General features: G+C 46.3%; 21 protein-coding genes. 15 read left to right on the forward strand and 6 right to left on the reverse strand.

What is annotated here, in order from left to right; translation table 11 throughout:
• Positions 1-6: 6 nt before the first annotated feature.
• The 3 genes from oxyR to L5L77_RS06895 all read right to left on the reverse strand — a co-directional run bounded on the left by oxyR (position 7) and on the right by L5L77_RS06895 (position 2,700).
• Complete coding sequence (oxyR, locus tag L5L77_RS06885; protein WP_105249867.1) at positions 7-918, reverse strand: hydrogen peroxide-inducible genes transcriptional activator OxyR; 912 nt, start codon at positions 916-918, stop codon at positions 7-9.
• Between the two features lie 282 nt (positions 919-1,200).
• Positions 1,201-1,566 (reverse strand): Hpt domain-containing protein, encoded by a 366-nt coding sequence (locus L5L77_RS06890; RefSeq protein ID WP_028760840.1) that lies wholly within the window; start codon positions 1,564-1,566, stop codon positions 1,201-1,203.
• Between the two features lie 204 nt (positions 1,567-1,770).
• A complete protein-coding gene (locus L5L77_RS06895) occupies positions 1,771-2,700 on the reverse strand; it encodes a TIGR01212 family radical SAM protein (protein ID WP_263184806.1) in 930 nt (309 codons plus the stop codon).
• A gap of 588 nt (positions 2,701-3,288) precedes the next feature.
• On the opposite strand from L5L77_RS06895, the gene gltB reads away from it, so the two are divergent.
• From gltB to L5L77_RS06935, 8 genes are all read left to right on the forward strand, one after another.
• On the forward strand, positions 3,289-7,737 hold the full coding sequence (gene gltB, locus L5L77_RS06900) for a glutamate synthase large subunit (protein WP_263222437.1): 4,449 nt from the start codon (positions 3,289-3,291) through the stop codon (positions 7,735-7,737).
• A gap of 6 nt (positions 7,738-7,743) precedes the next feature.
• A complete protein-coding gene (locus L5L77_RS06905) occupies positions 7,744-9,150 on the forward strand; it encodes an FAD-dependent oxidoreductase (RefSeq protein WP_113940675.1) in 1,407 nt (468 codons plus the stop codon).
• A gap of 321 nt (positions 9,151-9,471) precedes the next feature.
• Entirely contained in the window at positions 9,472-10,182 is a 711-nt protein-coding gene (locus tag L5L77_RS06910) for a 5'-methylthioadenosine/adenosylhomocysteine nucleosidase (protein WP_028760844.1), read from the forward strand.
• Between the two features lie 22 nt (positions 10,183-10,204).
• The gene (locus L5L77_RS06915; RefSeq protein ID WP_263222438.1) at positions 10,205-11,194 is read left to right on the forward strand and encodes a cobalamin biosynthesis protein; all 990 of its coding nucleotides are present in this window, start codon (positions 10,205-10,207) and stop codon (positions 11,192-11,194) included.
• Positions 11,195-11,250: 56 nt separating this feature from the next.
• Entirely contained in the window at positions 11,251-11,628 is a 378-nt protein-coding gene (locus tag L5L77_RS06920; RefSeq protein WP_012088590.1) for a DUF2721 domain-containing protein, read from the forward strand.
• Positions 11,625-12,251 (forward strand): trimeric intracellular cation channel family protein, encoded by a 627-nt coding sequence (locus L5L77_RS06925; RefSeq protein ID WP_105249873.1) that lies wholly within the window; start codon positions 11,625-11,627, stop codon positions 12,249-12,251. The genes L5L77_RS06920 and L5L77_RS06925 overlap by 4 nt, the downstream gene beginning before the upstream one ends.
• Position 12,252: 1 nt before the next feature.
• Positions 12,253-12,744 carry a nuclear transport factor 2 family protein gene (locus L5L77_RS06930; protein ID WP_028760847.1) on the forward strand — a complete coding sequence of 164 codons (492 nt, stop codon included), beginning with the start codon at positions 12,253-12,255 and terminating at the stop codon, positions 12,742-12,744.
• A 126-nt stretch (positions 12,745-12,870) separates the two neighbouring features.
• Positions 12,871-13,299 carry a hypothetical protein gene (locus L5L77_RS06935; protein WP_028760848.1) on the forward strand — a complete coding sequence of 143 codons (429 nt, stop codon included), beginning with the start codon at positions 12,871-12,873 and terminating at the stop codon, positions 13,297-13,299.
• A 99-nt stretch (positions 13,300-13,398) separates the two neighbouring features.
• On the opposite strand, the gene tyrS is transcribed toward L5L77_RS06935, so the two are convergent.
• Positions 13,399-14,592: a tyrosine--tRNA ligase gene (gene tyrS, locus L5L77_RS06940; RefSeq protein ID WP_263184809.1), complete on the reverse strand. Its 1,194-nt coding sequence runs from the start codon at positions 14,590-14,592 to the stop codon at positions 13,399-13,401.
• 126 nt (positions 14,593-14,718) lie between these two features.
• Between tyrS and L5L77_RS06945 the strand changes: the two genes are divergently transcribed.
• From L5L77_RS06945 to L5L77_RS06965, 5 genes are all read left to right on the forward strand, one after another.
• The gene (locus L5L77_RS06945) at positions 14,719-16,125 is read left to right on the forward strand and encodes a peptidoglycan DD-metalloendopeptidase family protein (RefSeq protein WP_212599973.1); all 1,407 of its coding nucleotides are present in this window, start codon (positions 14,719-14,721) and stop codon (positions 16,123-16,125) included.
• A 20-nt stretch (positions 16,126-16,145) separates the two neighbouring features.
• Complete coding sequence (locus L5L77_RS06950) at positions 16,146-17,255, forward strand: anhydro-N-acetylmuramic acid kinase (RefSeq protein WP_212599972.1); 1,110 nt, start codon at positions 16,146-16,148, stop codon at positions 17,253-17,255.
• A gap of 433 nt (positions 17,256-17,688) precedes the next feature.
• Complete coding sequence (gene aqpZ, locus L5L77_RS06955; RefSeq protein WP_263184810.1) at positions 17,689-18,384, forward strand: aquaporin Z; 696 nt, start codon at positions 17,689-17,691, stop codon at positions 18,382-18,384.
• A gap of 164 nt (positions 18,385-18,548) precedes the next feature.
• On the forward strand, positions 18,549-18,929 hold the full coding sequence (locus L5L77_RS06960; protein ID WP_131523053.1) for a DUF2750 domain-containing protein: 381 nt from the start codon (positions 18,549-18,551) through the stop codon (positions 18,927-18,929).
• A 25-nt stretch (positions 18,930-18,954) separates the two neighbouring features.
• Entirely contained in the window at positions 18,955-19,404 is a 450-nt protein-coding gene (locus tag L5L77_RS06965) for a hypothetical protein (RefSeq protein ID WP_263184811.1), read from the forward strand.
• A gap of 115 nt (positions 19,405-19,519) precedes the next feature.
• Here the strand turns inward: L5L77_RS06965 and erpA are convergent, their stop codons facing one another.
• Together erpA and L5L77_RS06975 are read right to left on the reverse strand one after the other, a co-directional pair.
• Entirely contained in the window at positions 19,520-19,870 is a 351-nt protein-coding gene (erpA, locus tag L5L77_RS06970) for an iron-sulfur cluster insertion protein ErpA (protein WP_006080742.1), read from the reverse strand.
• Positions 19,863-20,666 (reverse strand): DUF6776 family protein, encoded by an 804-nt coding sequence (locus L5L77_RS06975; RefSeq protein WP_105249880.1) that lies wholly within the window; start codon positions 20,664-20,666, stop codon positions 19,863-19,865. Before L5L77_RS06975 ends, erpA begins: the two co-directional genes overlap by 8 nt.
• 74 nt (positions 20,667-20,740) lie before the next feature.
• On the opposite strand from L5L77_RS06975, the gene L5L77_RS06980 reads away from it, so the two are divergent.
• The gene (locus L5L77_RS06980; protein ID WP_263184812.1) at positions 20,741-22,465 is read left to right on the forward strand and encodes a chloride channel protein; all 1,725 of its coding nucleotides are present in this window, start codon (positions 20,741-20,743) and stop codon (positions 22,463-22,465) included.
• A gap of 230 nt (positions 22,466-22,695) precedes the next feature.
• Positions 22,696-23,715: an aspartate carbamoyltransferase gene (locus L5L77_RS06985; protein WP_263184813.1), complete on the forward strand. Its 1,020-nt coding sequence runs from the start codon at positions 22,696-22,698 to the stop codon at positions 23,713-23,715.
• The last annotated feature ends 1 nt before the right edge of the window (position 23,716 follow it).

Consider the following 23,716-nt stretch of genomic DNA (forward strand, 5'->3'; position numbering starts at 1 on the left):
GTCAGTTTATTCCTCGTCCTTAGTTAATAATTTTTGGATCATTAAACCTAAAGTGCGGAAAGTTAAGATCCGACTGGTGGTTTGACGCCAGACCAGGCCGATATCACGGTAAGGTGCCTCACCCGGTGGCGTCATCACCACTAAATCTGTGTCATTCAAAATACCCGCATCAATCGCCATTTGCGGAAGAAACGTGGTGCCCAGTTTACTGTTCACCATCTGCACTAAAGTATGCAAACTGGTGGCGGCAAACGGATTGACTTTCGCACTATCACCTAGCTGACATGCAGTAATAGCATGGCCTGTGATGCAATGCTCACTTTGCAGAAGAAAAATGCTCTCGTCCGGCAGAGTTTGATAATCAATAGGTTGATGTATGCCACCCGCTAAATCTTTGTGGGCAACCATTTTGAAAGGATCTATGCCCACTTTCATGCTGTGGTAACCGCTAGTATCAACGGGTAGCGCTAGGATCAATAAGTCCAGCTCTCCTTTACCCAAAGCATCTAGCAAACGCTCAGTGGTATCTTCCTTCAATAATAAACTCATCGCCGGATAAGATTGCTGACACTGGCGGATCACACGACTCAATAGGAAAGGCGCTATGGTTGGAATACAGCCTAAGCGAATATCCCCCGTCATCGGCTCACCTTGATTTTTCACTAATTCCACCAAATCATCCACATCAGTGAGAATTTTACGGGCGCGCTGCACCACTTCTTCACCAATGGCGGTAAACATAAATGACTTATGGTCTCGCTCAATCAACTGATGTCCTAACTGCTCTTCTAGGTTTTGGATCCCACTTGAAAGCGTTGATTGACTGACAAAACACACCTTAGCGGCGCGGTTAAAATTCTGCTCTTGATGGAGATTCACCAAATAGAATAAGTTTTTTAAGCTAGGTAAACTTTTCATTTTCTCGATTGCCATTAAGGTTATGAATTAAGAAATTAAATCTACTTTAGCATAAGTGATGAGCAATAACGCGGCATAAGATATCAGGATTGTGACCCGAATCGATATTCAATCGGTTCGCCGTAAAACTTAAGTGGGAGTAACAAAATAAGATGGGAAAAGCACTAACAAGAAAATGTCGAAAACAACAAACTTAATCGTAAAACCAATGCAAGATTCACTCAATTGAGCGCAACAATAGACATTATTGCTGCGCCTTAACGTACCTTAGCAAATAATATTTTATGCTTTGGCTTGGAGGAATAACTTTAACTGTTGTAAATCTGCACTCGCGTGTTCAACGATGTCAGCAACCCAAGAGCCATGTTCAGCATCCCATCTTGCTTCTTCGCCATGCTGTAATAATTGGGCGATTTGCTGAATACGTTTTAACCCCACAGAACCTGCAGCACCTTTAAATTTATGTGCTTCTGAACATAAGGTATCTTTGTCTGCTGCGTCGTTAGCCTTCACTAGATTTCCAACATATTCAGGCATTAGCTGCTCAAATAACACCACACTCTTGAGTAAGGTACCGGCACCAATGGCGCTGCAGTACTGTTCGAGAGTATTGAGATCTAGGATTGCTTCTAATTCAACTGTGGCCATAAGGCCTCCCTTAAGTAGTTCAATGCTTAAAACGAATTTATCACATGATACCCACTAAAATTGTCAGTGCAACTTATAGCGATATTCATGGTCTAATTCAGATTAAAATTAACAAAAAACAAACTAATAGTCGTAAATAAACGCTTACGAAATAATAGCGACGACATAACATTTAGGGAGTAAATTTATCCCACTAACTTGCCTCTATCGTTGCGCTAATGCGTGCCCTTGTCCACCATAAAGCTGCAAATTATCCACAATCGCCACCAATCCATCCCAACGATAGGCACACCAATCGGGTGCTAATAGCATAGGTTTTTTCGCATAAGCGGTGACACGGTGAAAAATCACTTCCGCGGGAGTATGGCGGATCATCTCGCCGACACTGTGAGCATAATCCTCAAGACTCAATAAAGGTAAGCGCCCACTTCGCCACGACTTAGCCATAGTGCTACCTTCGACGATATGCAAAGGATGTAGCTTCAAGCCATCAACGCCCTGCTGCAATACAGCAGCTAAAGTCGCCATATAATCGCTATGGGTTTCATCGGGTAAGCCAAGAATGAGATGAGTGCACACCTTAAGACCGCGAGCTCTCGCCCTCGACACAGTGTCACAATAACAAGCGAAATCATGGCCACGGTTAATTCTACGCAGTGTTTCATCTTTGGCTGTTTGCAACCCGAGCTCTAACCACACATCGACACCATTTTCCTGATAGCGCGCCAGTAAATCCAGTACATTATTCGGCACACAATCGGGGCGAGTTCCAACACATAAACCGACTATCTCGCCATCTTTAACCGCTTCATCGTACTTAGCCATTAACACTTGATATTCATCGTAAGTGCTAGTGTAGGCTTGAAAATAAGCAATAAATTTATCGGCTTGTGCCTGAGGCTTCGCCTCACGATAGCGGCTCTTACCCTGTTCGAGTTGCTCAGTAATACTCAATACATCGGCGGTTTGATGGCTAAATGACGCCACATTACAGAAAGTACAACCTCCACGCCCTAAAGTGCCGTCACGGTTAGGGCAAGTAAACTTGGCATCTATAGTAAGTTTTCGCAGTCGGGTGCCATATCGCGCCTTACAAACGGCACCAAAGGTGTTCACATATGCATCAAGCCCCATCAGAGCACCCACCAAATTTCATATCGCTTCATTGAGAATAACCAAGATAAAATCACAAATAGAAAAGAAAATACGTGAACAAATAGAAGAAAAAGCTTAGTGTAAATAAGGTAGCGAGAGTTTTCTTGGCGCTACATCAAATTCCCGCCTGACTCATACCGTTATTATCATAAATGTGCGCATCCTCAAATTAGCCAGCTTACCGCTGAGATCTTGCTCACATCAAAAATGAATAACAATTCAACAATTTTAATTTTTTATCTATTTACTGTGTTTGCAATAAAAATCACTATTTCTAAATCAAAAACAATCCCATCAGCATGTTACACCTTGGTAAATTTTGAGTTTGATAGTTTTTAAAATTCTTTTTATTCATAATGTTATACGGCACATTTTACTGTTGACGTTAACGTAAGGCAATTGTGATTTGTGTATGAAACATGAATTAATACCCATGTTTTATGCAAATTTTTGGTTTGACCTTTATTGAATCTCAGGCTAATTTGGGTGGTTCGGGTGCATATCTATAGAAAGTCTTTACATTTTCTCCCCGAGTAGTAATCAGTTGAGGTCTAGGGAGGTTTTTGTATGAGCTTATATCATCCCAGTTTTGAGCGGGACAATTGTGGTTTTGGGTTGATAGCACAGATGGATGGCGAAGCCAGCCACCGTATAGTGCGCACGGCAATCCATGGTCTAGATCGCATGAAGCACCGAGGGGGCATTGCCTCCGACGGTCGCACTGGCGACGGCTGTGGTTTATTAATGCAATTACCCGTGCAATTTTTTGAAGCGATTGCCGCGGAAAATGATTGGCATTTGAGCAGAAAATTTGCCGTAGGTATGCTGTTTTTAAGTCAAGATGATGAACTGGCTGACCAAGCCAAGTTTATTCTTGAGCGCGAACTCGAGCGTGAAACCTTAAGTATTGCAGGCTGGCGCAAGGTGCCTGTCAATCCCGATGTGTTAGGTGAAATTGGCAAGGCTAGCCTGCCACAAATCTATCAAGTGCTGATCAACGCCCCCATTGGCTGGCGTGAAAAAGACTTGGAACGTCGCCTTTATATGGCGCGTCGCCGCCTAGAGCAGCAGATCACCGACGACAAAGACTTCTATGTCGCGAGTTTGTCAGGCCAAGTTATCGTCTATAAAGGTCTGATGATGCCTGTAGACTTGCCCGCGTTTTATCCCGATCTCGCGGACATTCGCTTAAAAAGCTCTATATGCCTATTCCATCAACGTTTCTCAACGAATACTTCTCCTAAATGGCCATTAGCTCAGCCGTTTAGATATTTAGCCCATAACGGCGAAATCAATACGATTACGGGTAACCGTCAATGGGCCCGCGCCCGTGCCTATAAGTTTAATTCACCGCTACTGCCAGATTTGCAGCAGGCCGCTCCCTTTGTGAATGAAACAGGCTCAGACTCTTCATCTTTAGATAACATGCTGGAAATGCTGTTATCTGGTGGCATGGACTTATACCGTGCCATGCGTCTATTGATCCCGCCTGCTTGGCAAAGTAATCCGGAAATGGATGACGAATTAAAAGCCTTCTACGACTTTAACTCTATGCACATGGAGCCTTGGGATGGTCCGGCAGGTATTGTGATGACCAACGGTCGCCATGCCGCCTGCGCTGTTGACCGTAATGGTCTGCGTCCATCACGTTATGTGATCACAAAAGATCGTATTTTGACCTTAGCTTCCGAAGTCGGAATTTGGGATTACGCCGCCGATGAAGTGATTGAAAAAGGCCGTGTTGGGCCTGGCGAATTGCTGGTATTAGATACCTTGAACGGCCGCCTGTACCAATCCTTTGAAATTGATAACGATCTTAAACGCCGCCACCCTTACAAAGAGTGGATGGCGAAAAACAGCCGTACTTTAACGCCAGCGGAAGATTTAGCCTCTGAGCAGCACGGTGCCAGCGAGTTAAGCCCTGAACTATTGTTGCAATACCAAAAACAATTTGGCTATACCCGTGAGGAATTAGAACAAGTTATTTGGGTATTGGCGAAGCAAGGTGAAGAAGCCACAGGTTCTATGGGCGACGACACACCTATGGCGGTCTTGTCGAAAAAGTCACGTTCCCTGTATGACTATTTTAGGCAGAAATTTGCTCAAGTAACGAATCCCCCCATAGATCCATTACGTGAAAAGCACGTCATGTCATTGACCACTTGTATTGGCCGTGAACAGAACCTCTTCAATGAAACGACTGGGCATGCTTACCGGGTGATGTTCAATTCACCTATTTTATTATTCAGTGATTTTAACCAGTTACTGGGATTAGATAGCACTTACTATCGCGCCAATATTGTCGATTTAAATTACGAACCACAGGAAGGCTTAGAAAGCGCCATTCGCCGCATCACAGCCGAAGCCGAGCGTTTGGCCCGCAGCGGCACGACTTTGTTGATCCTTTCGGATAGAGCCATAGGTAAAACGGCGCAAGTGATCCCCGCGGCCATGGCGGTCGGTTCTGTGCAGCAAATGCTGGTGAATAAGAGCCTGCGCTGCGACACCAATATCATAGTTGAAACCGCATCGGCGCGAGATCCGCACCACTTTGCCGTATTACTTGGCTTTGGTGCCACGGCGATTTATCCATATTTAGTGTATGAGTCAATTTCCGAACTGGCGAAACGCCATGACTTAACCGATACCACGGCATTGATGTTGAACTTCCGCTACGGCATCGAAAAAGGCTTGCGTAAGATCATGTCCAAAATGGGCATCAGCACTGTCGGCTCCTATCGTTGCAGCCAACAATTTGAAGCCATAGGCATTGCCAGCGAAGTGATCGAACTGTGCTTTAAAGGCGTAATTAGCCGCATTGAGGGCGCAGGCTTTGCTGAAATCGCCCAAGACCAAGCGATTCTGCACAAAGCCGCCTACCGTGCCCATGTGCCATTACCGCAAGGTGGCCTGCTGAAATACGTTGAGGGCGGCGAGTATCACTGCTTCAACCCTGATGTGGTCAACACCTTGCAAGCGTCATTGATTGACAAAGACTTCGCGAGCTATAAAAAATTCGCCGAACTCGTCGACAATCGTCCCGTGGCCACACTGCGTGACTTAATCGGTATTAAGGGCGCACAAACATCGATTGATATCGCTAACGTCGAAGGCGCAGCGGGCTTGTATCAACGCTTTGACAGCGCAGCCATGAGTATCGGTGCTTTGAGCCCCGAAGCCCATGAAGCGCTGGCTATTGCAATGAACCGCTTAGGCGGCCGCTCGAACTCAGGTGAAGGTGGTGAGGATGCTCGCCGCTTTAATACTGAACGCAACTCTGCAATTAAACAGATTGCCTCGGCACGCTTTGGCGTCACGGCGCATTATTTAGTTAATGCCGATGTGTTGCAGATTAAAGTCGCCCAAGGGGCAAAACCCGGTGAAGGTGGCCAGTTACCCGGCCATAAAGTCAGTGTTGAAATCGCCGGACTGCGTCATGCACGTCCTGGTGTGACCTTGATTTCACCGCCGCCGCACCACGATATTTACTCTATCGAAGATTTAGCCCAGCTGATTTTCGATTTGAAGCAAATCAACACTAAAGCACTGATTTCAGTGAAACTCGTATCAGAACCCGGTGTCGGCACGATCGCCACTGGTGTGGCCAAAGCCTATGCGGACATGATCACGATTTCAGGGTATGACGGCGGCACAGGTGCTAGCCCAATTACCTCAGTGAAATATGCGGGCAGTCCATGGGAGCTAGGGTTAGCCGAAGTGCATCAATCGCTAGTGGAAAATGGTCTACGCCATAAAATTCGCCTGCAGGTCGATGGCGGCTTAAAAACCGGTACCGATGTGATTAAAGCCGCGTTATTGGGCGCCGAAAGCTTTGGTTTTGGTACTGTGCCTATGATCGCCCTAGGTTGTAAATACCTGCGTATTTGCCACTTGAACAACTGTGCGACTGGCGTAGCAACGCAAGATAAAAACCTGCGCGACAACCATTACCATGGTCTGCCAGAGCGAGTGATGACTTACTTTGAGTTTGTTGCACAGGAAGTTCGTGAATGGATGGCGACCTTAGGGGTGAGTAAGTTTGAAGACCTCGTTGGCCACAGCGAATGGTTATATGCCCTCGAAGGTCAAACCGCGAAGCAACAAGGGCTCGACTTATCGCCGATTTTGTATCAACCCAAGGTGCCAGCAACCTCGTCACGCACTTGGCAAGAAACCAATCCACCGGCGGATTTAGGGCTGCTTAACCAGCATTTATTAAACGAATGCCAAAGCGCCGTCGATAAGGGCGAGAGTTTCGATGCAGCTTACAGCATCAACAACACAGACCGTTCCGTTGGCGCGACGTTGTCAGGCTATATCGCGAGCACACTCGGCGTCAAAGGCACCAAAGCGCCGGTCAAACTGAGCTTTAACGGCAGTGCCGGCCAAAGCTTTGGCGTGTGGAACAGCCCAGGCCTTGAGTTAAAACTCTGCGGCGATGCCAACGACTATGTGGGTAAAGGCATGTCTGGCGGCCAGATTGTCATATACCCGCCTATTGGCAGCCCGTTCCAAAGTGAGCGCAGCGCCATTGTCGGTAACACGTGTCTTTACGGCGCGACGGGCGGCAAGTTCTTCGCCGCAGGTCAAGCAGGCGAGCGTTTTGCAGTCCGTAACTCTGGGGCGATTGCTGTGGTTGAAGGGCTTGGCGATAACGGCTGCGAATACATGACCAGCGGCATTGTGGTTGTCCTTGGTAAAACAGGGGTGAACTTCGGCGCTGGGATGACAGGCGGTTTTGCCTATGTGTTCGATCAATTCGGCCGCTTCAATCGCCGTGTGAATACTGAGCTTGTCGATACTCAAAAACTCGAATCACCGATCCATCAACAACATTTAAAAGGTCTGATTGAAGCCCACGTGGCCGAAACGGGCAGCGAACATGCCAAGATGATCTTAAGTGATTTTGGTAACTGGTTAGATTGCTTCGTATTAGTAAAACCTAAAAATATTGCCGTGGCCGATCTGCTCAAATTAGAGAAATCGAGCCCAGAATTAGTTGTAAAAGCGGGGTAATGGCGCATGAGTAACGATTTTCAATTTATTGAAGTGGGTCGTAAAGACCCCGCTAAACACCCTGCAGCTAAACGTGCGACTCAGTTTATTGAGATTTATCAGCCCTTTGCCCAGCCTCAAGTGGCTGAGCAAGCGGACCGCTGTTTAGATTGCGGCAATCCTTATTGTGAGTGGAAGTGCCCGCTACACAATTATATTCCTAACTGGCTCAAGCTAGCGGAACAAGGCCGCATCATGGAAGCGGCAGATTTAGTGCATGAGACCAACACTCTGCCCGAAATCTGCGGCCGTGTTTGTCCACAGGACAGACTCTGTGAAGGTGCTTGTACTCTGAACGACGACTTTGGCGCTGTCACTATCGGTAATGTCGAAAAATACATTACCGACACAGCGATCGCCCAAGGCTGGCGCCCCGATATGAGCAAGGTCACGCCACGCCCTGAACGAGTGGCGATTGTCGGTGCGGGTCCTGCAGGTTTAGGCTGCGCGGATATTCTGTCTCGCAACGGTGTTAAAGCTGTGGTCTTTGATAAATATCCACAAATTGGTGGTCTACTCACCTACGGTATTCCGTCTTTTAAACTCGACAAAGCCGTTATGGCGACCCGTCGCAGTGTATTAGAAGGCATGGGCATTGAGTTCAAACTCGGGGTCACTGTCGGTAAGGACATCCCATTTACTAAACTGCTCGAAGAATACGATGCCGTCTTCCTCGGTATGGGCACTTATACCGCGATGAAAGCGGGCCTTGAGGGTGAAGATGCCCAAGGCGTATACCAAGCCCTGCCCTATTTGATTGGTAACACCCATCATTTAATGGGCACCCAGAATGCTGAAACGCCCTACCTGAACCTTGAAGGTAAACGTGTGGTGGTATTAGGCGGTGGTGATACTGCGATGGATTGTGTGCGCACAGCCGTCAGACAAGGTGCCAGCAGCGTAGTCTGTGCTTACCGCCGGGACGAGGCCAACATGCCGGGCTCACGTCGCGAAGTGCAAAATGCGCGGGAGGAAGGAGTTAACTTCCTGTTTAACCGTCAACCTGTGGCAATTAAAACCCAAGATGGCAAAGTAGTTGGCATTGAATGCGTCGAAACAGCCATGGGCAAAGCCGATGCCAGCGGTCGTCAACGGGCCGAAGCGATTGCAGGTAGCGAACAGTTGCTCGAAGCCGATGCGATTATTATCGCCTTTGGTTTCCAGCCTAGCCCAGCACCTTGGTTTGCCGAACACGGTATCGAGCTCGATCAATGGGGCCGAGTTAAAGCGAGTAAGTTAGATGAAAACCCATTCCAAACCACAAACCCGAAAGTGTTTGCCGGTGGTGATATGGTGCGCGGTTCTGACTTAGTCGTGACAGCCATTGCCGAAGGTCGCGATGCCGCCCAAGGTATTCTTAACTACTTAGACTAAGCGCTATAGATTAAGCGCCAACGTGTTTGTTTTATCGGTAAAAAACATTTTACCCTTGTCATTTTAACAAGCACTCCAATGGCTGGACTCGTGCAAACGAGTTCAGCCATTTGCTTGCGGCTTATCGCAATCGGTTGATGGATAAAATAGATAGATAAAGCGCGCATCTTAGGAGCGCACTTTTCTGTTAACCCTCCCGCGTTTTACCCCGCGATTATCAAGCAATCCAAATCTCGCCATAACGACTGCATAAAACTGTGTGGTATATTAGCCAGCATTCCCGTGTCCCACTCTTTAAGTGTTGAATCAAAAAGGTCTCCCATGAAAATTGGAATTATTGGCGCAATGGAGCCAGAAGTCGCTCACCTGATCGCCGCCATGACAAATGCGACATCGCAAACCATTGCTGGTATTGAATTTATTGCTGGTACTCTCGCGGGTAAAGACGTAGTCGTGACTCGCTCAGGCATAGGTAAAGTCGCCGCAAGTATTGCGACCACGCTACTCATCGAAAAATATGCGCCGGATGCGGTGATCAATACTGGTTCTGCCGGTGGTTTTGTGGATTCGCTGGCCATTGGCGATATAGTGATTTCTTCTGAAGTGCGTCACCATGATGTGGATGTCACCGCCTTTGGTTATGAAATTGGCCAAATGGCACAGCAACCTGCTGCGTTTATTCCTGCCGCACATTTAGTTGAAGCCGCCAACAAAGCGATTGCTCAACTGGGTGAAGTCAAAGCGATTGAAGGTTTGATTTGTACTGGCGATAGCTTTATTTGCGATCCTGTTCGCACCCAAGCCATGCTCAAAAACTTCCCGACTATGGCCGCCTGTGAGATGGAAGGCGCGGCAATCGCTCAAGTTTGTCATCAGTTTGGAGTGCCATTTGTGGTGATCCGCTCTTTATCGGATAACGCCAACAATGACTCGCCAGTGGATTTCGACTCTTATATTGTCAAAGCGGGTTATCACTCGGCTCTGATGGTGATGTTGCTGCTTGAGCAACTGAATCCTAGCGCAGTAAAATAATCACTTAAGTGGAAAGTACCGAATGCACACTTCTTTTTATCAACAACTTGTCGAGATAGATGGCGCTTTGTTTGAAGGCTTTTTGGTACTTTTTTTTGCTTTGTTATTGGCGCGGTTAGCGCCATTGGCACGGGAAATGCAGCCGCTTATTTGGTTTAGCCATTTAGCTAAGCAACTCGCAGCCAAAGTGAATCGTCCTGAACGATCTCCAAGCCAACAAGCCACAGCAGGCTTTTTAGCTATGATGCTGTTACTGTTTCCATTTTGGGCCATTATCACCTTTTTACTCGAACTGGCTGCCTTTCCATGGTTTTTCGAATTTTTGGTGCTTTATCTGTGCTTAACCGATGCAGGGTTTAGCCAAGTCGCCGATGAAATCGCTAAAGCCTTAAAACGTGGAGACAATGCCAGCGCAAAAAAGCTTTTACAGCCTTGGGTGGTGCGCGATACCGATAGTTTGTCGGAAATCGGCCTAGCCAAAGCCACCATAGAAAAACTCGCCACAGCGCCTATTTACGGCACAGCATCGACCATTTTCTTTTTCGCTATTGCTGGAGCACCGCTAGTGCTAGCAGTGCGCATGCTCAAACAACTCGAATTGAGCTGGCCGCCCATTCAACCAAAGTATCAACATTTCTGCAGTACTGTGAATGGTGTATCGATTATCTTGCTGGCGATTCCGGCTTGGTTGTGGAGCCTGTCGCTCGCCATTCAAGGCGGGCCTAAGGCGTTTGCAAAACTTTTTAGAGCCCCTAAAAATCATCACGCTATTCGAGGTTATGTTCTCAGTGTGAATCTCGTGGCCAGTATTTTGGGAATCGAGCTCGGTGGACCACAGAAGTTTGCTGGCGTGCGTATCAATGTGGATAAATTGTGCTACGGTCCGCAGCCAACCAGTAATGACATCACGCCTGCAATTAAGCTGACCTCACGTGCCTGTGCTATCTGGTTTAGCTTTATCATTATACTGCCCTTGTTATGGGCAAGTTTACGTTGGTTACAAAGCCTGTGATATGATGCCGCATTATCTCAACGTGAAGTTAAAGGCTGACCATCTTGCTCGAAAACATGCATGTTTCATTAACAACACCTGCGTTGTTATTTCCTGCTATCTCATTGTTACTATTAGCTTATACCAATCGTTTTTTTGCCTTAGCCGCATTAATCCGAAATTTAAGCAATGGTGAAAAACCCGTACATAAAGATCAAATTAAGAACCTGAGCCAGCGTATTACCATCATTCGTCGAATGCAGGAAGCAGGTGTGTCAAGCTTTGCCCTATGCGTACTGTGTATGATTTTTATCTATATCGGCTTTAATAAAACCGGCTCAGTGATTTTTGGCGCTAGCCTACTGCTCTTGCTCTATTCACTGATTTTATCTGTGATTGAAATCCGCATCTCTGTGGACGCATTAAATATTCATATCAAAGAGATGAGTAAATGAGCCAGTGGATCTACTTTTTTGATTTATGGGGTACCGCTGTATTTGCATTATCCGGCGCACTTGCCGCTGGACGCCATAGAATGGACCCCTTTGGCGTAATAGTACTCGCCTCGGTTACCGCTGTCGGTGGTGGCAGTATTCGTGATGCCTTAATTGGTGCAACGCCAGTGTTCTGGATCCGCGACCCGAATTACATCATAGTGATCCTCGCGACCGTGCTCGTCTGTTTGCTATTAGTCCGTCGCCCTCGTAAGGTACCCGAGTATATTTTACCCGTCGCAGATGCCTTTGGATTGGCCCTCTTTACCGTGATAGGTGCTGAAAAGGCCCTCAATATGGGCTTGAGTGGGATGATTGCCGTCGTAATGGGCTTGATCACTGGCGTGGGAGGAGGCATTATTCGAGACTTACTGTGTAGACAAGTTCCTATGGTCTTACGCACAGAAGTCTATGCCACAGCTTCGATCATAGGTGGTATCGGCTATACCGTGAGCTTAGCCTACGGTATGGGCGAAAAAATGGCGCTGTTTCTGGCGATGGCCAGTGCCCTGTTAATCCGCTTAAGTGCCATCAAGTGGCATCTTTCATTACCGGCCTTTGATCTCAAGACCAAGAGGGAATAGTTTGCGAATATTGTGTTTTATTTTGTGCCTCATTTTTGTTCCAGCCCTCAATCCTGCAGCGGCGCAAGCCAACTCAGGTGAAATGCCACAAGAACAGCAGTTAGCCGTAAAATATATGAATGCGCTGACTGAACACGACTATAAGACACTGCGAAAATTCTATAACCGCGAAAGCGTCTTCTTCGACAAAACCGCCAACCGTAAATACACTGGCGGCCGCTTCATCATCGACTTCCTTGAGCGCGCCCACGAGGGCGTGCTCGAGTACAACTTCAACATAGAACATATGTATAACGCAGGCTCTTTAGTAGTGATGATAGGTAACTATCATTTCAAGGGTCCAGGTGAACAATTTGGCAAACCGGGGAAAATTATCGATGTTGCGATACCTGGTGTGACAAGCCTTAAGATCGACATGCTCAATCGCAGAGTAACGGAACATGTCGACCTAATCGATTACCAGACCATGTCAGACCAATTAGCGATGCAGTAGTCACAAAATTTACCCGTCTTTGAAACTTGATCCCTAAAAACGAGTCGAAACTAACAATGAGTCAATACCACTGCGTATTTCACCTTTGAAAAATTGACTGAGCCGTTTCGTTTCAATGAGGTTTGTATGAAGTTTTTTGGATTGATTGCCCTACTCGCCCTTAATGGCTTAATACTGGCCCCCAAAGCACAGGCCTTACAGCCCATTATCGTTTCCTACGCCGTTCAGCCAGTAAGCCATTTTAATCAACAACTACGTACCGCTCAGGCACAACATCAGCCTTGGTCGGAAGATCCCAATAAAATCAGCAGCCAATATGCAGGCAACAAATTTACTTTAGTGCGAACTCAAACCAATAAAGATGGCATTTTGACCTATCAAGTGAGCGAACTTTCCAAGCAGCATCCACAGATGCTGTTGATTATCTCACTGAAACAAAACGCTAAACTTTGGCAGGTAAGTTCGGCCCAATTGGCATGGAAATGCAGTGGTGGGCAACACTTTGGCACCGACAGATGTAATATCGCCGAGCATGAGGCCAATACAGCGCCTTAATCTTGTTTTGTGAAAAGATTCAAAAACAAAGAGCGCCCTAAGGCGCTCTTTTTGTTTGTTTAAACTTACTGTAGCGTAAACCTAACTAAACCAACGTCACTATACCAAAGTCACTTTGGCAAACTTACGTTTACCGACTTGGAATACAGCAACAGTACCCGTGAACAAAGTCATACGGCTATCTTCTAGCTTTTCGCCGTCCATCTTCACCGCGCCTTGCTTGATCATCCGCATCGCCTCTGAAGTCGACGACACTAAGTCTGCGTCTTTCAACAGATTGGCAATCGCAATACCTTCACCGGCAGCTAACTCAATTTCTTCGATATCATCGGGGATCATGCCCTTAGAACGATCGACAAAGGCTTGATGCGCACTTTCGGCAGACGCTGCATCGTGGAAACGTGTGATAATTTCCTTAGCTAAGGCGATTTTAATGTCACGTGGGTTAGACCCATTCGCCACATCTTGCTTAAACTGTTCAATTTCAGCCAGTGGGCGGAATGACAGTAGTTCAAAGTAGCGCCACATCAAGTCATCCGAAATTGACATCAGCTTGCCAAACATTTCGTTGGCAGGTTCGCTCACGCCAATATAGTTATGCGCCGATTTAGACATTTTCTTCACGCCATCTAAACCTTCAAGCAGCGGCATCATGATCACAGCTTGTGGCTTTTGGCCTTCGGCTTTTTGCAGTTCACGGCCCATTAACAGGTTGAACTTTTGATCTGTACCACCCAGCTCAACATCGGCCTGTAGCGCAACTGAGTCATAGCCCTGAAGTAAAGGATACATAAACTCATGAATCGCAATAGACTGACCCGAGGCATAACGCTTCTTAAAGTCATCACGCTCCATCATACGAGCCACAGTTTGCTTAGACGCGAGACGAATCATACCAGCGGCGCCCAATGGCTCTAACCAGCTTGAGTTGAATTCGATACGAGTCTTAGCAGGATCGAGGATCTTGTAAACCTGTTCTTTATAGGTTTCTGCGTTCGCTAAAACTTGTTCACGGGTGAGCGGCGGACGTGTGCTATTTTTACCACTTGGGTCCCCCACCATACCAGTAAAGTCACCAATCAAAAAAATGACTTCATGACCTAACTCTTGGAATAATCTTAATTTATTCAAGATTACTGTGTGTCCAAGATGGATATCCGGAGCGGTAGGGTCAGCGCCTAACTTGATACGGAGTGGACGTCCTTCTTTGAGTTTTTCCAGCAGATCCGCTTCGAGTAAAATCTCATCGGTACCACGTCTAATTTCTGCTAATACTTGGTCTAAATCAGCCATCTCGGCAGGGACTCCTAAGGCCATGATCATAAAATGAAGAGACTTATGTTACTTGTTAGCCACCACAATTGAAAGTGTGTACACTAACGGGATTATTTAAGTCTCTGGTTATTGGTATCGGCGTCAATGGGAAAGGTTATAACGTTATTTAAATTGTTGCCTAAAAAGCATCAAATTCTCCTTAGCATTCTTTCAGTTATCACAATGATAACCATGCTTCTACCTTCTGAAGAAGCGCAAGCTTCAAGACAAACCACTAGCATTGATGACCAAGCTCAAATCAACACCCGTTATGATGTGCCCTTAGCTTTTCGCTCGCCTGAACGCCCTGAGTTGCCAGAAGGTCAAACAGATAATGCTCCGACAACGGCTGAACCGTTATCCTCACCCGATGCGCTCGCTGCAGCTGGAGCCAATAATCAAACCGCAGGATCCCACGAAAGCGCTCTTCACAGAGATGTCGAACATTTTAACGTCAAAAATGGTGATACTTTAGCCGCGGTATTTGATCGCGCTGGCTTAACCAGCAAAGACGTTTATGAAATCACCCAGTTGCCTTTAGCCAAGCAAAACTTGCTTAAGATAATGCCGGGCGAAGAAATTGTGATTTCAAAGGATGCAAACGGTAATTTGACTGAAGTGCGTTATCGAGTCGATGCTATTTCAACCCTAGTCATCACTAAAAGCCAAGAGCAATACAACGAAAAAATCTCCGAAAAGGATGTGGAAATCCGCAACCATTTCACCAGTGCCAAAATTAAGAGCAATTTCTGGAATGCCGCCGTGGATGCAGGCATGTCTGCTAACCAGATATTACAATTATCGACCGTATTCGGCTGGGATATCGACTTTGCCTTAGACTTACGCGAAGGCGACAGCTTCGCCATTATTTACGAGCAAGAATATGCCGATGGTGAATTTTTGCGTAATGGCAATATCTTAGCTGCAGAATTTGTTAACCAAGATGAGCGCTATACTGCCATTCGCTATACCGACGGTAACTATTATTCCGAAAATGGCACTAGCATGCGTAAAGCCTTCCTGCGCTCACCGGTCGATTTTAAGTATGTCAGCTCCAACTTTAACCCAAGACGTTTGCACCCAGTGACGGGCCAAGTCAAAGCCCATCGGGGTGTAGACTATGTCGCAGCCATTGGCACGCCCATTAAAGCTGCGGGTAGTGGACGCGTTATTGAGTCTGGTTATAATCAATTCAACGGTAACTATGTGTTTATCAAACATAACGATACCTATACCACCAAATATCTACACCTCACAAAACGTAATGTCAGCAAAGGCGCCAACGTTAAGCAAGGACAAATTATTGGTACTTTAGGTAAAACAGGCCGTGTCACTGGGGCTCATTTACATTACGAATTTATCGTCAATGGCGTACACCGCAACCCGAGAACGATTACGCTACCGAAATCCGAATCAATTGCGAGAAAAGAAAAAAATCAATTCGATGCACTTAGCAAGCAATTGATGACTACACTTTCGCAAAACAAGCAAACGCAATTGGCAATGCAATAACGACGGATGGATTCCTCCCAATGAAAAACGCTTATTATATTGGACTTATGTCAGGCACCAGCATGGACGGTGTCGATGCAGTATTGGTCGACTTTTCAGGCGCGCAGCCGCAGCTTATCGCCAGTCATACCGAAGCTATTCCGAGCCATTTACTCAAAGGTCTACAGCGCCTGTGCTTACCCAGCTCAGATGAAATTAACCGCCTCGGCCGTTTAGATCGAAATGTGGGTCAGCTGTTTGCCTTAGCAGTCAATAATCTGATGGCTAAATGTACTATTGCGAAAGAAGATATCATCGCCATTGGTAGCCATGGTCAAACTGTGCGCCATATGCCAAACCTCGAAGTGGGTTTTACCTTACAAATTGGCGATCCTAATACTATTGCGACCGAAACAGGCATAGATGTCATTGCCGATTTTCGTCGCAAAGATATTGCCCTTGGTGGGCAAGGCGCGCCCTTAGTACCCGCATTCCACCAGCAAACCTTTGCCCAAGTCGGTAAAAAACGTGTCATTCTCAATATTGGTGGTATTGCCAATATCACCTATCTGCCGGGCAATAGCGAAGAAGTCTTAGGCTTTGATACAGGACCAGGTAACACCTTAATTGATGCCTGGATGCAACAGGTTAAAAGTGAGCCCTTCGATAAAAATGGCGAATGGGCTGCATCCGGAAAAACTGATCAAAGCTTATTAACTCAGCTGCTTTCGCATCCGTATTTTTCCCTTGCTTACCCTAAAAGCACTGGTCGCGAACTGTTTAACCAAGCTTGGTTAGAGCAGCAATTATCGCCCTTTAATCATTTAGATGAAGAAGATATTCAATCAACTTTATTGGATTTAACCTGCCACAGCATAGCCCAAGACATTATTAAACTATCCAATGAAGGGGAATTATTCGTCTGTGGCGGCGGTGCATTTAATGGTCAACTGATGCAGCGTCTTGCAGCCTTATTACCAGGTTATAAGCTGGATACTACCTCGGCCCTTGGCGTAGATCCTAAGTGGGCAGAAGGCATCGCCTTTGCCTGGCTCGCCATGCGCAATCACTTAGGTTTACCCGCTAATCTCCCTGCAGTAACAGGCGCCTCCCGCGAAGCCGTACTCGGCGGACGATTTAGCGCTAAGTAATTGGCCTTCGCAAAATACTAAAGCGATAACCTAAACAAGAGCTTCTACATGAAGCTCTTGTTGTCTTTAAAAGACAAACTAATCTTTTCCCCTCTTCCTGCCTAAATTTCTCAAGAAAATCAGCAGCTATTTTAAAGCCATCTATTCTTAATTACTGAAGCATTTAGTGACAGAAGCATGAGTAAAAAAGTTTCGTCACTGAAGCTTAATCAAGTCTCACTATAGTAAAAACGGATACAGGATATTGCTCTAAACAGCTCAAACACTTAGGAATAGCCTCATAGGCGTCCAATAAGAAACTGGTTTTAAGGGAACTCGTGTCTACAGCGCGATTTTGCTCACTCAGACAAGATCCGTTAATAGGCAGGTAAATTAGGAATAAAGACGCACTGATTAACAAACAAGCGTCTTTAAAAGAATAGGAAATCAAACAATGAACATGTCACAAAAAATGGCGGCAGAATTTCTCGGCACCTTGTGGTTAGTCCTTGGAGGGTGTGGTAGTGCTGTACTCGCCGCCGCATTTCCAGAAGTAGGCATAGGCTTACTCGGCGTCGCTTTAGCTTTTGGATTAACCGTATTAACTATGGCCTTTGCGATTGGCCATATTTCAGGTTGTCATCTCAACCCTGCAGTGTCATTCGGCCTTTGGGCTGGGGGACGTTTTCCGGCAGCAGAATTATTGCCCTATATCGTAGCCCAAGTCGCGGGTGGAATTGTTGGCGCAGGCATCTTGTATCTCATCGCTTCAGGACAAGAGGGATTTTCACTCGCTAGCGGATTTGCCTCTAACGGTTTTGGTGAGCACTCACCGGGTGGCTATAGCATGCTGTCGGTGATGATTTGTGAAATCGTTATGACACTGTTCTTCTTGATTATTATTTTAGGTGCCACCGATGAGCGAGCTCCTAAGGGATTTGCCCCAATTGCCATAGGGTTAGGTTTAACCTTAATTCACCTTATTAGTATTCCTGTGTCCAATACTTCGGTAAACCCAGCGCGTAGCACAGGCCCTGCACTGTTTGTCGGTGACTGGGCGGTATCACAACTCTGGTTGTTCTGGGTAGCACCGATTGTCGGCGCCATTTTGGCGGGCTTTATCTATCGCTACTTCCGCTCGGTAGAATAAAAGCCGAAGATCTAACACAACAGCGCTCTCTTGGCGCTGTTGTTCTTTTTCTAATCCCGCTCTAATGTTACCATTTAGCCAACTGGCGAATTTTGCTGTGCCCTAGGTTTTTACATTAGAGACACAACAGGCTTCGCCCTATCCAAGCAAAAGAGATATTTTTCATGAGCAAGACTGTTAAAAACCTCGCTGAGACAGCAGCAATGACGCCAGAAGCCCGTTACGATTACCTCGTTGAACAAGTTAAAGAACACAAAATACTTTGGACATTACAAGACCAAGACGGTTGCGTGATGTTAACCACTGAAGAAGAAGATTGCATCCCAATGTGGCCAACCGAAGAAGCCGCTGATTCTTGGGCAGTGGATGAATGGAGTGATTGTCAAACGTTAGCGATTCCACTCGACGAATTTCACGAAAGATGGGTGCCAGGCATGGAAGATGACGAACTCTTTGTCGCCGTATTCCCAGTATTAGATGATTTAGGTGTGGTAATCCCGCCTTATGAGTTAGATCAAAGATTAGCGCCTAAGCAAAGCCACTAATCGCTATCGCTAAACGAGAATGCCTATGAGCGAGCAAAAATCGGCGATACCGACACCAGAGGCAAGTACAGCTCTGAGTCAACACTTTCCGAAACGACTCATTGCCCTATTGCTAGTGTATGTTGTTGCCTCAGTGAGTGGCTTAATCGCTAAACAAGGGGTGTTATTTTGTCTGCTAACCCTCCTGATGGTGATTGCCATTATCGGTCGGCAAAAAGCAGGGCTTATCATGCTGCGCGGCTACACAGTCGTGCAGCTTGGATTGATTAGCATGCTGCCAGTGATCATGTACGATCCGGGCAACTTAGTGGTAGGTCCAACGACAGTGTATCTAGGTGAATGGCAGGGAAAACTGCCTGACTATGTGATTTTTATCGCTTTGATCGTCTTGTCATTACTGCAAGTTTGGATAGCCTTTGATAAAAAGGTAAAGGCATGGTTTAAACCTAAGCTTAACCTGAACATCATGAACTAAGCTCTTGTAGAAAATAAATTTAGCCCAACAAAAAGCCGTCATTGCGACGGCTTTTTTGATCTCACTCTACGCCTAAAAAGATGCAAAGTTAGTCATCATTAAACAGAAAAACTTTTTACACAGAGAAACTGGCACCACAGCCACAAGTTGTGGTTGCGTTAGGGTTTTTCACGAAGAAGCGAGAACCTTCCAGTCCTGAAGTGTAATCCACTTCACCACCGACTAAATATTGTAGGCTCATAGGATCGACAACCAAGAGAACGCCTTGTTTTTCTATCGTAAAATCGCCGTCATTGACCTTTTCATCAAAGGTAAAGCCGTACTGAAATCCAGAACAACCACCACCAGTCACATAGACTCGTAGCTTAAGTGCAGGATTTTGCTCTTCTTCCAGCAAACCTTTCACCTTGGCGGCTGCCGCATCGGTAAATTGGATTGGCATTGCTGTATCAGCTTGATCAGTCATTACTACCTCTTACATCAGTTTTCTGGGGCAAATTATCCTTTACCTGACTGTTTTGTTCAAGTATTACCCGTGGTTCTTTTTCACCCTGTAATAACTCAGGGGCACTATAGACATGTTCGGTCTGCGAATTCTTAGTCCAGCGGCTCGAAGGCACCAGCACTTTGACTTTCACTTGTTGTAAATTAAAGCCAGCAGGAACAGTGACCTTGGTATCTATGACTTGAAAATAGCGAAAATCAAATTCCAACTTAGAACCCGTGAGTTTGTTCACACTCAAGCTAACAGATTTGCCATCTTGCACACCAATGAGCGTCAATTCTGTTCGGCCTTGAATAGCTTGCTTACGCTTTTGCAACTGAGTCAACACCAACTTGAGATGATATTCATCGGCCAAAGCGCCCGGCGTCATTTCAAGTCCGTGAATAGCGACGCCTTCAGCATTATCATCCGGGGTCATAATGCTGCGGTAAAACGCCAGCTCATGTTCCAATTCTTTTTGCTTTTTCATTTGCTGGCCAAACATTTCTTGCATTTGGGTATTAGCCTCGCGCTCGACGGACAGCTCTAAATTTCGGGTTGCAAGTAGTTGGGTCTGTGCCTCTAACTCAGCGGTCAAGCGTTGAGTCTTGCTGCTGATATGCTTAACAACAGGCTCATCGCTGCTTAATAGCAGAAAACTTATCCAAGCCCCAAAAAGAATAGAAACTAACACTAAAAGCGATAAATACACTGAAGATGGACGATACTTGAGATCCATCACTTGCAGCCGATCTAGCCAACGATGATAATTTGGCATTAGGTAACAGCCCCTTATATAAAATACAATCAACTCAAGAACGAGTTCGATACAATACAACTCAGGCCAATGTAGTGCAATTAACGATAATTAAAGTCGCTATCCAACATGCCATAGTCACTGCCAAAAAGTATTTAACCAATGAGCTACGTGACCATTTATCTCAAGCCCGCATCAGTGCACAGCTGTGCATACTGGCACTGTTATTTGCTATTTTTGCATCCTGTGTGATCTTACTGTTTCGACTCTTGCTCGTTTGGGCTAATCATTACACCCAAATACAGGCGCTGGATTTTACGGGGAACGTCGCCGACTGGCGAGCCCTGTTACCCCTTTTAGGCGCAATATTAATTTGGATAGTGGCGAAGTTGGGCTCCAAACGCTACAAACGTATGGGAATAGCCTATGTGTTACATAGAGTTAAACTGCATTATGGTAAAATCCCCCTACAATCCGCCGCTGGGCAATTTTTTCAAGCACTCTTTGCCCTAGGCACAAATTTCTCAGTCGGCCGTGAAGGTCCAGCCATTCATCTGGGTGCTGTCAGCGCCAGTTTTCTCGCTGAAAAATTCAATCTTCCCAATAATAGCGTACGCATCATGTGTGCCAGTGGTATTGCAGCAGGGATTGCCGCCACTTTTAACGCGCCCTTGGCGGCGGTGATTTTTGTACTCGAAGTGATAGTACGTGAATATAAAATCCATTACTTTTTCCCGATTATGCTCTCCGCAATTTGTGGCGCAGTTTCAAGCCAATTAGTGTTTGGTAATGTGCACGAATTTGACCGTATTCAAGTGATCCACATTCCCTTAGATCACTACCCTATTCTCGCCATCGGCGGCGTAGTATTAGGCTGCGCTGCGGCGCTGTTTAATTACTCACTCTTAAAAGTTACCGCAACGGGGCAAAACTGGCCACTGATTTACCGACTATTACTGGCGGGCAGTGTCACCACCCTAATCGGTCTCGTGTTGCCGCAAGCCCTTGGCACGGGCGATCTCGCCATTAGCGAAGCCATTAGCCAACATCCAAGCCTGTTGCTGTTAATCGCCCTGTTATTTGCCAAAACCATCGCCACTATTGCGGCGATTGGCTTAGGTATTCCCGGTGGTTTGATTGGTCCACTTTATGGTATCGGCGCGCTGCTCGGGGCGATTTTGGCGCTCATCAGTGCCATCTTATTCCCGTCCATCGCCCCTTATGTAGGGCTTTACACTGTAATCGGCATGACAGCCATGATGGGCGTGTGTTTAAGCGCGCCGCTGGCGGCGTTAGTCGCCCTGTTAGAAATGACTAATGACGCCAGCATTATTTTACCGGCAATGTTTGTAACAATTCCGGCTTTTTTAATTGCTTATCAGGGTTTTAAGACAGACTCCATTTTCTTTAAGCAATTAGAAATTATGGGACTAGGCTATAAGGTCGCCCCCGTGAATTTAGCACTGCAGAAAAAAGGCGTGCGAGCCTTAATGGATAAACGCTTTGTTATCGTCAATAACAACGATGAATTGTTACTCGAAGTGCTAAAACGCGCCGAAGGTCGCCCTGTGCTAGTCCGCAATGCCGATGGCATTATCGAAATGCTTAGTCTTGAAATGCAATCCTATGATGACAGTACCACGCTATCACGCCATCCCATGCAAGGGCTAAGCGACAGCACCACCCTCAATGAAGTCTATTCACTATTGTCGCCCAAACGCTGCGGTGAGGTGTTTATCTATCAAGATACACCAGACAATGTGGTTGGGGTGATCAGTTGGTCGAACCTACAACATGAGATTCGTTCAGGCCAAGCCTAATATCGCTTCAAATCTAGCCGCTATTCAATACCTAATTTTGATTCAAACCTGAGACGGCAGATTAAAAGCTTTGGGCTTCATCGCAAAAATCTAACACAGTGGCAATGTGGCTATTTCGTTGCCCCAGTGCTTCTGCTACAATCGCGCCTCAGCCACCCTACATAACATCAGGGCAGATAAGCGCGATACCGCTGCTTAAAATGCCCCCTAGCAAATTGGAAAACAGGCTGATGAATCAGTTCGAAGGATCCCATATCCTCTCCGTAAACCAGTTAGATCTTGACTCAATCCAAACTATTTTTAATGTCGCTAGCCGCATGATGCCCTATGCACTTCGAGAGAAGCGCAATAATGTGCTCGATGGCGCCATTTTAGGTAACCTGTTTTTCGAACCCAGTACCCGTACCCGCGTGAGTTTTGGTTGTGCCTTTAACTTGCTCGGCGGCCATGTACGTGAAACCACAGGCATGGCTTCATCGTCTTTATCTAAAGGTGAATCCCTGTACGATACCGCGCGGGTGTTATCCACCTATTCTGATGTCATTGCCATGCGCCATCCAGACTCTTACTCGGTAAAAGAGTTTGCAGAAGGCAGCCGCGTCCCAGTGATCAACGGCGGCGATGGTTCGAACGAGCATCCGACCCAAGCCTTGCTCGACTTATACACTATCCAAAAAGAACTCAAGTGTGCTGGCCGCGGTATCGATGGCATGCACATCGCTATGGTCGGCGACTTAAAATTTGGCCGTACTGTGCATTCACTGTCGCGCTTACTCTGCATGTATAAGAACATCAATTTCACACTGATTTCACCCGCTGAATTAGCTATGCCTGATTATGTGATCTCCGACATTGAAAATGCTGGCCATAGCATCAAAATAACCGACCAACTTGAAGGCCATTTAGATCAAGCAGATATTTTGTATCTCACTCGCATTCAAGAAGAACGCTTCCCTTCACAGGAAGAAGCAAATAAGTATCGCGGCAAGTTCCGCTTAAATCGCAGTATTTACACTCAGCATTGCAAATCTAACACTGTCATTATGCATCCGCTTCCAAGGGATTCACGCGCGCAAGCCAATGAGTTAGATAATGATTTGAACAGCCATCCCAATCTCGCCATCTTCAGACAGGCAGATAATGGGCTGTTAATTCGCATGGCTTTGTTTGCATTGACACTCGGCGTTGATAATCAACTCGAAAAATATGAGTGTCCGGTTAATTGGTATTCACGTAAAGCCGATCGCTAAT

Origin of the sequence: Shewanella sp. SM29, from assembly GCF_025654245.1 — a bacterium.
In the GTDB taxonomy this organism is placed as follows: domain Bacteria; phylum Pseudomonadota; class Gammaproteobacteria; order Enterobacterales; family Shewanellaceae; genus Shewanella; species Shewanella oncorhynchi.